The 14,062-nt window shown below is 36.9% G+C and carries 10 protein-coding genes; 6 read left to right on the top strand and 4 right to left on the bottom strand.

What is annotated here, in order from left to right:
* Window positions 1-62 precede the first annotated feature (62 nt).
* Window positions 63-2,831, bottom strand: a complete 2,769-nt coding sequence (locus tag LKL37_RS19345) for a TonB-dependent receptor plug domain-containing protein (protein WP_431612076.1) — start codon at window positions 2,829-2,831, stop codon at window positions 63-65.
* Between the two features lie 210 nt (window positions 2,832-3,041).
* Window positions 3,042-5,372 carry an ATP-dependent helicase gene (locus LKL37_RS19340; protein WP_431612075.1) on the bottom strand — a complete coding sequence of 777 codons (2,331 nt, stop codon included), beginning with the start codon at window positions 5,370-5,372 and terminating at the stop codon, window positions 3,042-3,044.
* Between the two features lie 330 nt (window positions 5,373-5,702).
* Between LKL37_RS19340 and LKL37_RS19335 the strand changes: the two genes are divergently transcribed.
* The 3 genes from LKL37_RS19335 (at window position 5,703) to secG (ending at window position 9,601) form a co-directional block, all read left to right on the top strand.
* Window positions 5,703-7,016, top strand: coding sequence for a M16 family metallopeptidase (locus LKL37_RS19335; protein WP_431612074.1), 1,314 nt, complete (start codon window positions 5,703-5,705; stop codon window positions 7,014-7,016).
* Window positions 7,017-7,069: 53 nt separating this feature from the next.
* Window positions 7,070-9,115 carry a M16 family metallopeptidase gene (locus LKL37_RS19330; protein ID WP_431612073.1) on the top strand — a complete coding sequence of 682 codons (2,046 nt, stop codon included), beginning with the start codon at window positions 7,070-7,072 and terminating at the stop codon, window positions 9,113-9,115.
* A gap of 132 nt (window positions 9,116-9,247) precedes the next feature.
* On the top strand, window positions 9,248-9,601 hold the full coding sequence (gene secG / locus LKL37_RS19325; protein ID WP_431612072.1) for a preprotein translocase subunit SecG: 354 nt from the start codon (window positions 9,248-9,250) through the stop codon (window positions 9,599-9,601).
* Between the two features lie 51 nt (window positions 9,602-9,652).
* Here the strand turns inward: secG and LKL37_RS19320 are convergent, their stop codons facing one another.
* Window positions 9,653-10,492, bottom strand: a complete 840-nt coding sequence (locus tag LKL37_RS19320) for a glycosyltransferase family 2 protein (protein ID WP_431612155.1) — start codon at window positions 10,490-10,492, stop codon at window positions 9,653-9,655.
* Window positions 10,488-11,099 carry a recombination mediator RecR gene (gene recR, locus LKL37_RS19315; protein WP_431612071.1) on the bottom strand — a complete coding sequence of 204 codons (612 nt, stop codon included), beginning with the start codon at window positions 11,097-11,099 and terminating at the stop codon, window positions 10,488-10,490. The genes LKL37_RS19320 and recR overlap by 5 nt, the downstream gene beginning before the upstream one ends.
* A 238-nt stretch (window positions 11,100-11,337) precedes the next feature.
* Between recR and LKL37_RS19310 the strand changes: the two genes are divergently transcribed.
* The 3 genes from LKL37_RS19310 (at window position 11,338) to LKL37_RS19300 (ending at window position 13,981) form a co-directional block, all read left to right on the top strand.
* On the top strand, window positions 11,338-11,943 hold the full coding sequence (locus LKL37_RS19310; RefSeq protein WP_431612070.1) for a hypothetical protein: 606 nt from the start codon (window positions 11,338-11,340) through the stop codon (window positions 11,941-11,943).
* Window positions 11,944-11,965: 22 nt separating this feature from the next.
* Window positions 11,966-12,457 carry a hypothetical protein gene (locus LKL37_RS19305; RefSeq protein ID WP_431612069.1) on the top strand — a complete coding sequence of 164 codons (492 nt, stop codon included), beginning with the start codon at window positions 11,966-11,968 and terminating at the stop codon, window positions 12,455-12,457.
* 81 nt (window positions 12,458-12,538) lie between these two features.
* Entirely contained in the window at window positions 12,539-13,981 is a 1,443-nt protein-coding gene (locus LKL37_RS19300) for an aminoacyl-histidine dipeptidase (RefSeq protein ID WP_431612068.1), read from the top strand.
* Window positions 13,982-14,062: the final 81 nt, after the last annotated feature.

Below are 14,062 nucleotides of genomic sequence, written 5' to 3'. Positions count from 1 at the left end.
TAAATAAAAAACAGTTCAGGATTTCTGAACTGTTTTTTGATAAGCATTATCTTTTGTTCTATTTAAAAATTGAAGTTAAGTCTTGCAAAAACATACCTCCCATTCTGCCCGAACTGTGAAGTGGAACGTGAATAGATGAATTGGTCGTTATTGGTAGAAGCAGTAAGGTTTTTCGTTGGATAGATATCAAACAAATTGTTGACACCTAAAGTCAATCCTACATATTTGGTAAACTGGTAAGCAGCAGATAAGTCCGTAATGATTTTATCTCCGATCGGTTGGTGCTCATTAAAATCAATGATTCCGTCTCCGTTTACATCAATAATATCAGCTCCTGTTACTTTTCCAAAATAGGTATTTCTCAAATAGAAAGTGGCACTCTTCCATGAAAGTGTGTGAGAAAGACTCGCTTTTACTCTAGGTACAGCTTCTTCCAGATACACTCTTGATTTTTCAGAGAAGTATACTTTTTCAAGCTGTGGCGACTGTAAAAGTCCTGCAGAGTGAATATCTCCAACCTGTTTTGTCTTATTAAGGTTAATGGCGAAGTTATTATCTAATTTAAATCCAGAGAATCTGGCAGTATGTGAAATCACAACATCTAATCCTTTTGTTTCCGTATCAATGGCATTCGTAAAGAATTGCGCCGCATTGATTCCTAACTGATCATAAGCTTCCTGTGCTTTTTGAGGAACACTTGCTCTCAAAAACTGGTCAGTAAGAATGATACGGTTATCAATTCTTGTGAAATATCCGTCCGCAGTAAAGGTAAGACTAGCCGAAGGAATTTTGTAAGTAAATCCTACACTTGCTGATTTGGATGTTTCCTGCTTTAGTTTTGGCATATCCAGTAATCCTGCCAGTTGAGAATCATTACTGAAAGTTCCTACTTCCAGAAGCTGATTATTTGTGAATAATGTAGATGTTACATTATAATAAATCTGGTGAATAGATGGCGCTCTGAACCCCGTAGATCCTGCAAATCTCACATTGAAATTAGGTGCTACTTTGATTCTTGATGCCAATTTATAATTGAATGTAGACCCGAAATCAGAATAATTTTCATATCTCGCTGCCGCATCTACCAGTAACCAATTAGTAAAGTTGAATTCAACATCTGCATAAGCTGCTACCGACTGTCTGTTTTTATCTACAGCATTTCCAGGTTTAAATCCGTTGAATACCTGTGAACCTCCCGGAAGCGCTGCTCCAAAGAAGTCTGTAGGTCTCACAGAGTTTCCGTTCCATACATTTCCGGAAGCATCATACGTTGCATAGGAAGCTTCTTCCCCTTGAGTAATTTTAAAATTCTCATAACGGTGCTCTGCCCCAAATGCCACGTTGATTCCTTCCCATACATCATATTTTTTAGAGAAGTCTAAATTGATGGTATTTTGAGTAAATCTTAATCCACCTGCGTTAAATTCAGTAGGTGAAGCAAAACGTAAGGATGTATTTCCTGTATTCTGAATATTATAAGTAAATGAATTCTGTCCGTAAGTATTACTGAAATCAATATTCCAGCCGTCCCATTTACCTTTGATTCCGGCTGCTAATGAAATATCCTGGATATCTGTCCCAATCTGTGGAAGATAACCGTTAGAATATAATCCTGTAAAGGTTCTGCTTTCACTTGGTCTTCTGTAAAAACCTCCGGAGGTTCCGTGTCTTATGCTGTAACCACCAAAAGTATACACTTTCCAGTTGTCACTTACTGGAATTTCAGCATTTACAAAAAACTGGTGATTATTAAGCTTCGACTGTCCTACCTGCATATTAAAATCCTTTCTCGTCTGCCCTCTGTAAGCTAATTCCTGATCTGTGATATAATTAAGCTGATCTCTGGTAAAATTGGCAGATTTCAAAACATTCTGCAATGCAGAAATAGTATTAGCTCCCTGGATAGAATTTTGCAGATCCGGAGAGAAATAATTTACATTCTGTGCATACTGATGAATGTAATTCACAAGCTGCTGTGAATTGGGCGTATTGTTGATATTTGTAAAGAGAGAAGAAAGATTCACACCGTCATTCAATGCACGTTGTTCAATAGCGTTATAAGCGTTGTAAATAGGACCGCTTTCTGTTCCTGCTCTATAGGTTGGGTTTCTGAACTGTGAAGACCATGTAATATTAAAAAAACCACCTTTGGTTCCTATTTTATTTCCATAGTTTAAATCCAGCTGGATATTCTGCCCGTCAAAATCTCCGGTATGATCGTTAGCTGTTGGTGTAAGGTTTCCACCATAACTTATCTGCCCTGCCAATTTTCCTGTATCTCTTTTCAAATCAAGGTTGATCACTCCGGCAATGGCATCAGATCCATATTGTGCAGAAGCTCCGTCCCTTAATACTTCAATTCTGTTCAAAGCAAAAGATGGAATGGCATTCAAATCGGTTCCTACGGTACCTCTTCCGGGTGTTCCGTTTACATTGACTAATGCTGAAGTATGTCTTCTCTTTCCATTCACCAAAACCAGTACCTGATCTGGTCCCAAACCTCTCAACTGAGCAGGATCCAAATGGTCGGTACCATCAGAATTAGTCTGAATTGTAGAAGTAAATGAAGGCGCAACAGCGTTAAGAATTTGTCCTATATTCGTTTGAGGAAGTATAATTGAAGATTCTTTTACATTGAATACATCTACGGGAACCGGGCTGTCAACTTTAGATCTTGCTCCTGCTCTGGAACCCAATACTACTACTTCTTCTACATTATTGGTCTTTATGGTGTCTTTATTTGTTTTTATACTGTCTTTTTCCTGTCCGTAAGTAAATACGCCGAGGAAAAACAGAACAGAGGCCGAAAGAATAGTTTTCTTATTATTCATAGTTTAGAATTTGATTAACATTTATGTTTTTTACAAGATGCAAATGTAAAATTTATTTATTAGTCCACAAAACTAATAGACTTTGTTTTTATAAAAAATGGTAATCGTTTCTTTCTATCCCTCATTTAAAGTTATGATAAATTAAGGAAACATTCATAAAAAAACGGATCCAAAAATTGAATCCGTTGTCTTTATATCTCTATTTTGAAATTAAATCTTAGTTAGCTTTGCATATTTCAGGATCAGATTTTTCTCTCCTTCATGGATGAAAATGACTTTTGCTTTGATATTCTGAGGATCTGTTCCGTCCAGAAAAGAAACCTCTCCTATCCCGAAACGATCATGTCTCACTTTATCTCCCACTTCAATATCCTGAGAAGAAGCGCCGCTTGGATTGATAATTTTAGCCGTGCTTACGGGTTTCAGTTTTCTGGTTTCCGGAGCTTGCTTAGAAGCATCACCTCTGTCGATAGTTTTTTTCTCAACCTTTTTGAACGATTTCATTTCGGAAGGATGTTCATCAAAAATATTGGACTTCACCCCTGAATTATTGATAAATCTTTTTTCCAGAGCAGGATTAAGGAATTCAATATATTCATCATCAATTTCACTTAAGAATCTTGAAGGTTCCGCATCCGTAATTTTCCCCCATTGGAAACGGGAAACAGCATAGGAGAAGAACACCTGTTTTTCAGCTCTTGTCAATGCTACATAGAATAATCTTCTTTCTTCTTCCAGATCTTCTCTCGTTGCAGAACTCATAAAACTAGGGAAAAGGTTTTCTTCAAGTCCTACCAGATGTACTACCGGGAATTCCAATCCTTTTGAAAGGTGAATCGTCATCAGAGAAACCATATCATCTTCCAGATTTTTATCCTGAGTATCAGCAGAAAGCGCAATATTCTCAAGAAAATTGGAAAGACTAGGGTCCCCATCTTCAAGCTGCATCTGTTCTTCGATGAAACCCTGCATAGAGTTCATTAATTCCTGTACGTTTTCTACTCTTGAAATCCCTTCAGGCGTCTGATCATCTTTTAAAAATTTGATTAAACCGCTTCGTTTTGCTACTTCCATAGCAACACTGTAAGCCGTTTCTGTTTTCAGCAATACCTGAAAAGCCTTAATCATAGACCAAAAATCGTTCAGTTTGTTCAAAACTCCATTATTCAGCCCTAGCTGCGGAGCATACATCGGAAGATTTTCCAATACTTTTGAAACTGCAATATTGTGAGCGTCTGCAAAAACGATCAGTTTATTTTGTGTTGTTTCCCCAATTCCTCTTGCAGGATAATTGATAATCCTCATCAACGCTTCAGAATCGTTTTCATTAATCAGCAGACGAAGATAACCAATAAGGTCTTTTACTTCTTTTCTTTGGTAGAAAGAAAGTCCTCCATATACTTTGTACGGAATATTTTTACGTCTCAGCGCATCTTCAAAAGCACGTGTCTGAGAGTTTGTTCTGTATAAAATAGCAAAATCGCTATATTTTCTCTGATCACGGTTACGAAGTTCCCAAATATTTCCTGCCACGAAATTCGCTTCATCAGCATCAGAAAGAGAGCGGTAAATTTTGATCTTATCCCCTTCTTCATTATCACTGAATACATTTTTCTTAAACTGCTGCAGGTTTTTAGCAATAACAACATTAGCAGCATTTACAATATTCTGTGTAGAACGGTAATTTTGTTCCAATGATACCGTTTTAGCATCCGTATAATCTTTTTTAAAGTTTAAGATATTGTAGATATTTGCTCCACGGAAGGAATAGATAGACTGAGCATCATCTCCTACTACACAAATATTCTCAAATTTTGAAGCCAAAGCTTTTACAATAAGATACTGAGAATGGTTCGTATCCTGGTACTCATCTACCATGATGTATCGGAACCTGTCCTGATATTTTGCCAGTACCTCTGGGAAACGGGTTAATAGTTCATTCGTTTTCAATAACAGGTCATCAAAATCCATAGATCCGTTTCTGAAACACTGATCCACATATTTCTGATAAATCTGTCCGATGAATTTCATATTTGCTTTTTCATCCGCTTCCATCAATTCTGGATTGTTGAAATAAGCTTTTACGGTAATCAAATTATTCTTGTAAGTTGAAATTCTTGCCTGAACTTTTTTAGGTTTATAAAGATCTGCATCAATATTCATATCCTTCAAAACCTTTTTAATCACATTCAGGGCATCCTGCTGATCATAAATGGTAAAATTGGAAGGATATCCAAGATAATGGGATTCAATTCTCAGAATTCTTGCAAAAACCGAGTGAAAAGTTCCCATCCAAAGGCTTCTTGCATTGCTGTCCCCTACTACTTTTGCGATACGGTCTTTCATTTCTCGGGCTGCTTTATTGGTAAAGGTAAGAGCCAGGATATTGAAAGGGTCTATTCCGTTGTGTATTAAATGGGCAATACGCATGGTCAGTACACGCGTTTTCCCGGAACCTGCTCCGGCAAGCACCATCAAAGGCCCTTGTAAAGAGGTAACGGCTTCATATTGTGATTCATTGAGTCCTTTCAAATAGTCCATACAGCAAAAAAATTTTGGGAACACAAAATTAAGGTATTCGGAGGAGAATTCAAACTTTCATATAGAAGTTAGGAATTTGAAGTATTCAGTTTTTGAGTTGTCAACTATATTTGTCAATGGTCAATTTAGCTTCGCTAATGAATTGTGAATGTTATTAAACAAATAAAAAATTATATATCCTGCCTTGAAACAAGCGTCCCGAAACCTATAAAGAATTCATCACTCACTTTTAAATCTCTAAAAATTATTCCCCTGCAATCAGATATTTCTATAAACTTTGTAACATTTAATTCACTTTTCGTACTAATTGATAAACAATTTCTAAATTTTATGAAAAAGCGACTTCTTTCTGCTGCTGCCGTAGCTTTCTTCGGGCTAATGCTGAATGCACAGCAAATTAAATTCGAAGAGTATGACCTTCCCAATGGTCTTCACGTAATTCTTCATCAGGATAATTCGGCGCCGGTTGTAACGACGGGTGTGATGTACCATGTAGGTGCAAAAGATGAAGTAAAAGGCAGAACTGGTTTTGCTCACTTCTTTGAACACCTTCTATTCGAAGGAACTCCCAACATCAAGAGAGGAGACTGGTTCAAGATCGTTTCTTCAAACGGAGGACAGAACAATGCCAACACTACCAATGACAGAACTTATTATTATGAAACGTTCCCTTCCAACAACGAACAGCTTGGACTTTGGATGGAAGCTGAAAGAATGCGTCACGCTGTAATCAACCAAATTGGTGTGGATACCCAGAGAGAGGTTGTAAAAGAAGAGAAAAGATTGAGAATGGATAACCAGCCTTATGGAAATCTTTTCACAACGATTCAGAAAAATTTATTTACAAATCACCCGTACAACTGGCCTACAATTGGTTCTATGGAGGATTTGAACTCTGCTAAACTAGAAGAATTCCAGGCGTTCTATAAGAAGTTTTACGTTCCGAATAACGCTACTTTGGTAGTTGCGGGAGATATTAAACCTGAGCAGACTAAGAAATGGATTGAAACCTATTATGGAGGAATTCCAAAAGGAACGCTTTATCCAAAAGATTTCCCAAAAGAAACTCCTATCACACAGGAAAAAGAAGTTACTGCTACTGACCCGAACATCCAGCTTCCGGCTTATATTTTCGCGTACAGAACTCCAGCTAACAAAGAAAAAGATGCTTATGTTTTGGATATGCTTTCTTCGTATTTAAGCAGTGGTAAGTCTTCAGTTTTATATAAAAAATTAGTTGACCAGGACAAAAAAGCGCTTCAGGTAGCTGCTTTCAATCAGGGTCTTGAAGATTACAGTATTTTTGCATTCTTCGCAATCCCAATGGGACAAACAACGAAACAGGCTTTACAGACCGACATTGATGCTGAAATCAAAAAACTTCAGACTACTTTAATCTCTGAAGAAGACTATCAAAAAATTCAAAACCAATACGAAAACCAATTTGTAAATGCGAACTCAAGCATTCAGGGAATTGCTGCTTCATTGGCAACCAACCACGTATTGATGGGTGACACGAATTTGATCAACAAAGAAATCGACATTTACAGATCTATCACCAGACAGGATCTTCAAAATGCTGCTAAAAAGTATCTTAATTCTAACCAAAGAATAATCATTAATTACGTACCTGAGAAAAAGTAATCATTTCAACTTTTTAGGTGACTATATGATTATTAAAAATTAAATTTTTACAAATGAAAAAGCAATTAACATATATAGCTGCAGCGTTTTTCTTTACAGGAATGGTTTCAGCACAAAAAATAGATATTAATGCAATGCCGAAACCGGGACCTACTCCTTCGATCAACATTGCTAAGCCAAAAACTTTCCAACTGAGTAACGGTCTTACAGTAATGGTGGTTGAAAACAACAAACTGCCAAGAGTAAGCGCAAGTCTTTCTATGGACAGACCTCCGTACAATGAAGGAGCTGTAACCGGAGTAAGCGGAATTATGGCTGAACAGTTCGAAAACGGAACAACCAACATCAGCAAAGATGATTTCAACAAAAAAGTAGACTATCTTGGGGCAAATCTTAATTTCTCTTCAGGAGGTGCTTCTGCCAATTCACTTTCAAAATATTTCCCTGAAGTTTTAGGTTTGATGGCTGATGCTATCATTAATCCTAAATTCTCTGCTGAAGAAATTCAAAACTCTAAGGAGAGAGCACTTGAAGGGTTAAAAGCTGACGAAAAGAATGCCTCTTCTATCGCAGAAAGAGTTTCTAACGCTTTGATGTATGGAAAAAATACTTCAAGAGGTGAGTTTGAAACTGTTGAGTCTATCAACAAAATCCAGCTTGCTGATGTTCAGAATACTTACAAAAAATACTATGCTCCGGACAATGCTTACTTAGTAATCGTTGGAGATGTAAAATTTGATCAAGTGAAACCTTTGATCGAGAAATCTTTCGGCAGCTGGAAAAAAGCAAACACTCCTATTACACCATTGGAGTCAGCTTCCAATGTTGCTAAAACGGAGATCAACGTAGTGGATGTTCCTTCTGCAGTACAGTCTGTTGTTTCATTAAGCAACCTGAACGCTCTGAAAATGAAGGATGCCAACTATTTCCCTGCAACAATTGCCAACTATATCCTTGGTGGTGGTGGTGAAGCAAGACTTTTCATGAACCTTCGTGAGAAAAACGGATTTACTTATGGTGCTTACTCAGAAATGGTTGCCAGCAAATATTCTCCGGAATTCTCTGCAAGTGCAAGTGTGAGAAATGAAGTTACCGACAAAGCTGTTAAGGAATTCATGAATGAACTTAATGCTATTTCTACGGTAAAACCAGAAGAACTGGAAAATGCTAAAGCTAAGCTGAAGGGATCTTTCATCATGTCTCTGGAGCAGCCGGCTACTATCGCAAGATTTGCTTTAAATCAAAAAGTTCAGGATTTACCCGCTGATTTCTATACCAATTATTTAAAATCTATCGATAAAGTAACTACTGCAGATGTTTCAAATGCTGTAAAAGCTACCATTTTACCTAACCAAAGCAGAATTTTCATCGCTGGTAAAGCATCTGATATTTCTGAAGGACTGGAAAAACTGGGTTATCCTGTAAAATATTTCGATAAAGATGCCAACCCGGTTGCTAAGCCAACGGTACAAAAAGTAGATGCCAACGTAACAGTTGCTTCTGTAGCGGACAAATACATCAATGCTATCGGAGGAAAAGCTAATCTGGCGAAAATCACGTCTTATACAACAAATGCTTCTATGTCTATGCAAGGGCAGAATATTGATTTCAAAATCATTAAAGCACAAGGCGGAAAGGAGCTTACCACTGTAACAGCAATGGGACAGGTGGTTCAGAAGCAGGTATTTGACGGGAAAACTGGTTACTCTATGCAAATGGGACAAAAAGTTGATATCACACCTGAAGAAATTGCTGAAAAACAAAAGAACCCGGAACTTTTCGAAGAATTAGGTTTTGCAAAATCTGCTGATTATAAATTAGGCGGAATTGAGAAAATCGGAGGCGAAGATTCTTACGCAATTAAAGGTGGAGATACTACGTATTACTACAGCGTTGCAACAGGATTAAAGACCGGAGAAACTAAAAAAATAAAAAATAAAGGTCAGGAGATGACAATTCCAACAACATTCTCTAACTACAAAGATGTAGAAGGGGTAAAAATGCCTTACACAATCTCTGTAAGTCAAATGGGAATGGATATGACGATGACTGTAAAGTCTTATGAGATCAATAAGGCTACTGATGCTGATTTTAAATAATACATCCTATTTTTATAGAAAAAACGGCAACAATTGTTGCCGTTTTTATTTTTATCAACATTTGGCGACATCTTTTTTTGTCATTCAGTAAAAAAACATTAAATTTGCCCATTCAAAAAGATATCAGAATTAATGGATACTATATTTACACTATTGATGGTTCTTGTTATGGTTGCCAGTGTTTTATTGGTAATTATCGTTATGGCACAAAATCCTAAAGGAGGAGGCCTTTCAAGTACATTCGGAGGTGCATCATCTGCACAGTTTGGAGTACAAAGAACCAATGATTTCATGGAAAAAGCAACATGGACTCTAGGCGGAACTATCATCGTTCTTATCCTTTTAAGCGTTGTTATTACAGGTAAGCCGTCTCAGGCACTTCCTGCACAACAGCAGCCTGCGAAGAAAGAAGCTCCTGCAAAACAGTCAGCTCCTGCTTCTAAAACTGCAACTCCGGCACAAACTCCTGTAGCTCCGGCAAAATAAGAAGAATATCATCTTATATAAAACAAAAGCAACTCAAATTGAGTTGCTTTTTTATTTTAGCTTGATCTTTTCAATCTGATGGCGAAGCTTCAGTCCTGCCTTTAAAAACGAATATTGTACAGGTTTAGATTCTTTATAATATTTATCAACAAAAATCTGCATAGCCCCATAAAATCTGTTGAGATATACTTCATTCTTAATGGTACTTTCTCCTTTGTGATGAAGAATTGAAACCTTACCATAATAGAAATTCTTATATCCGTTTCTTAAAAACGTATAGCAGAGATCAATATCTTCTCCATACATGAAGTACGCTTCATCTAACCCTCCTATTTTTTCGTAAACCTCTTTTTTAGCCAACAAAAATGCTCCGGTGATCACTTCTACTTCTGCCACAGCATTTTCTTCTATATCGTTTCTGTAATAGGATTTCGAATTGTTCTTTTTAAAATTGGTAAACAGCTTTTCAAAAGAATTAAACATATCCGGAACCGAACGTTTACTTTCAGGGAGAAAATTTCCTTCACTATCATGCATTCTCACTCCCAGACATCCAAATGAAGGCTGTGAGTCTGCAAAGTTCAGCAGTTCTTTCATATAAAACCCTTCAAATTCTGTATCCGGGTTCAAAAGCAAAATATATTCTCCTTTCGCAGTTTGAATAGCTTGGTTATTAGCTTTTGAAAAACCTCCATTCGTTTCAGAAGATATAAAATGTACGTTGGGAAACTCAGGGATAAGATCACCCCATGAAGTGTCTGTAGAAGCATTATCAATTACAATCACCTCATATTCTACCTCTTGTATAAATTTCTGGAGGGACAGGAGACAGCTTCTGAGTAATTGGGTAACATTATAATTAACGATAATAACGGACAGCTTCATATTAATCCTTTTCGTTGTATGGCAGCCTGTTGATAATAGATCTTCCTAAAGAAATTTCATCAGCATATTCCAATTCATCCCCTACTGAAATTCCTCTTGCAATGCTTGAAAAATTCACATTGAAACTTTTAAATTTCTTGTAAATATAATAAGCCGTTGTATCTCCTTCCATCGTGGCACTCAGTGCGAAAATAAACTCCATTACCTTCCCGTCATTCAGTTTCTTTTCAATGCTTGGAATATTCAACTGGCCGGGGCCAACTCCTTCCATGGGGGAAATTTTTCCTCCAAGAATCAGATATTTGCCAGTGTATTTTCCAGTATTTTCAATGGCAATGACATCCCGCACATCTTCAACAATACAGATCAGTTCACCATTTCTCTTTTCATTGCTGCATATTTCACAGATGTCAAAATCTGAAAAATTATGACATTCTTTACAGTATTTTATCTCGTTGACAAGATTAATCAGGGAATTTCCAAGGCTTACGGCTCTGGAATTGGGCTGCTTCAACAAATGTAATGCTAACCTCAAAGCCGTTTTTCTTCCAATCCCGGGCAGTCCTGAAATCTCATCTACTGCCTTTGCCAACACTTTACTTGGGTAATCCATAGCTACAAAAATAAGAATTAAAGTTGATAACTGATAGCTAATAGTGAATGGTAAATTCGCTTCGCTTGTGAATTTTCATACAGAGATTCATTGGCTGCTGACTTTGCACAGCAAAAATTGACAATTGACCATAAGACTAATGTCTCATTATGACATTTCATATTTCTCCCATACCTGAGAACTCTAAAAAAACCTCTATATTTGCGGCTTAAATTAAATATGAAAAAAATTAACTAACATGGTACTTAACAATCTCAATTATCCTCTGGATTTCAAATTCAAAATCACTACTTTAGCAAGTGACTTCAATATTACGGACAGAAATGGAAATTATGTAGCATATGTTCGTCAGAAAATGTTCAAGTTGAAAGAAGATGTTATCGTTTTCAATGATGAGAGCAAGTCTAAGGAACTTTTCAGAATCAGAGCTAATCAATGGATTGATTTCAACGCTTCGTATTCTTTGAATGATCTTATTGACAATAAAAACTTTGGTAGATTAGCCAGAAAAGGAATGCGTTCTATCTGGAAAGCAAGTTATGATGTTCTGGATGCTCAGGATCAGCCTAAGTTTAAAATTCAGGAAGACAGCGCATGGGTAAGATTCTGGGACAGCTTTGTAGGAGAACTTCCTATCATCGGAATGTTCACAGGGTATTTCCTTAATCCATCGTATACCGTAACAGGGATTGATGGAAAGGCCTATTTTAAACTAAAAAAAATGCCTTCATTCTTTGGAAGAAGATTCCAGCTGGACAGACTGATCGACATTGATGACGAGGAAGAAAGTTTGGTAATCCTTTCTTTATTAATGATGACACTTCTCGAAAGAGCAAGAGGGTAATAAATAATAAAACCACAAACATATGAAATATTTAATCATTGTATTTTCCGCATTTTTACTGGTAGCCTGCAAAAAAGAAAAAGAGACTGTTTCAGGCTCCACGACTGCTGATTCTTTACATGTTGCCAAAGATTCAACTGCAACAGGTTCTTCTTCAGGAAATATTTTGGTGGGAACCATTCCTTTTCCTAAAGAAATTAAAGAATGTTCATGCTATTTTGCTGTAAGCAAAGCTGATTTTGAAAATGAGAGATACATCTATGCAGATGATGCCGGAAAAACAGCTTATATGATGCTGGATGGCAAAAGACTGGCTCTTAATCTTATTTCATCAAGTGATATGGAGGTAGATGAACTGCTTACCAAGGAAATAGAAAATGATGATTATAAAATTTCTGTAAAAGGTAAAAAAATAAAAGGCGAAGAAGCTTTACTGTTTGAAGGAACTCTGACTATTGAGAAACCGGATGGCACTACATTCACGACTCCGATCTATGGAGAATGTGGATGCTAATAAAAGCGAAATCATACAAAAATGCTTCTGTATCTCACGGAAGCATTTTTTATTTCGTAAATTTGAGAAAAATAAAATTCAATGGAATTATCTAATATAGAACCGCAGATTATATGGAAAAATTTCTCCAAATTAAATGCTGTTCCAAGACCTTCAAAAAAGGAGGAAAAAGTAATAGCTTTTATCAAAGGATTTGGTGAAAATTTAGGACTGGAAACTACGGTAGATGAAGTAGGAAACGTTATTATTAAAAAACCTGCCACTGCAGGAATGGAAAACCGTAAATCGATTGTACTTCAATCGCACCTTGATATGGTTTGCCAGAAAAACAATGATGTGAATTTCGATTTTGAAACCGAAGGAATTAAAATGGAAATTGATGGTGACTGGGTAAAGGCAAAAGGAACTACTTTGGGAGCTGACAACGGCTTAGGAGTAGCAACCATTATGTCTATTCTTGAAAGTTCAGATATTCCACATCCTGCATTGGAAGCTCTTTTCACCATTGATGAAGAAACTGGAATGACGGGTGCTTTAGGATTAAAACCAGGACAGCTTACAGGACAAATTCTATTGAATCTTGATACTGAAGAGGATGACGAGATTGATATCGGCTGTGCAGGAGGTGTAGATGTAACGATCACACAAACTTATACTACAGAAGCTTCAAAAGGACAAGTTGTAAGAATTGAAGTAAAAGGCCTTCAGGGAGGACACTCCGGAATGGATATCCATAAAGGTTTCGGAAACTCCAATGTCATTTTGGGAAGACTTCTTTACAGCGGACTGGAAAACCAGAATATTGAGTTAATTTCTATCGACAGCGGAGGTTTGAGAAATGCGATTCCGAGAGAAGGTGCTGCTCTTATTTCCGTGAGAAATGCTCAGGAATTTATAGAAAATGCAACTGCTCTTAAAAAAGACATTTTAGAAGAATTTGCAACGGTAGAACCGGGACTTCAAATCAATATCGAGAACTCTACGTCTTCAGACAAAGCGATTTCAGAAGGTGATTCCAAAAAAGTGATCCTTACTTTAAAAGCTCTTCACAACGGAGTATACAGAATGAGTCCGGATGTGGCTGATCTTGTAGAAGCTTCCAACAACGTAGCAAGAGTAGAGCTTAAGGGCGGAGAGCTTAAAATCTTAAATCTTACGAGATCTTCTGTAGATTCTTCAAAATATTCAGTTGCAGAACAATTAAAATCTGTAGCAGAACTGGCTGGAATGAATGTTGAATTCAGCGGATCATATCCGGGATGGAAACCAAAACCAGGTTCAGAAATTGTACAGCTGATGGAGAAGCTTTATACTGAGAAGTTCAGTGAAAAACCTCATGTAGTAGCTTGTCATGCAGGTCTTGAATGTGGGATCATTGGTGCCAACTATCCTGAAATGGAAATGGTAAGCTTTGGACCAACCATCAGAGGAGCACATTCACCTGATGAAAGAGCTAATATCCCTTCAGCACAGAAATTCTGGAGCTTCCTGAAAGATATTTTAGCGAATATTCCTCAGAAATAGAACATTAAAATTACTATATTGAATATCCAAAGTCTTGTGATTTTGGATATTTTTAGTTTTAATCTGAATATATTTAATTAA

It is taken from the genome of Chryseobacterium sp. 'Rf worker isolate 10', assembly GCF_050753305.1.
Lineage (GTDB): Bacteria > Bacteroidota > Bacteroidia > Flavobacteriales > Weeksellaceae > Chryseobacterium.
The sequence above is the reverse complement of the archived record's forward strand: the minus strand, read 5'-3'. Positions and strand labels throughout refer to the sequence as shown.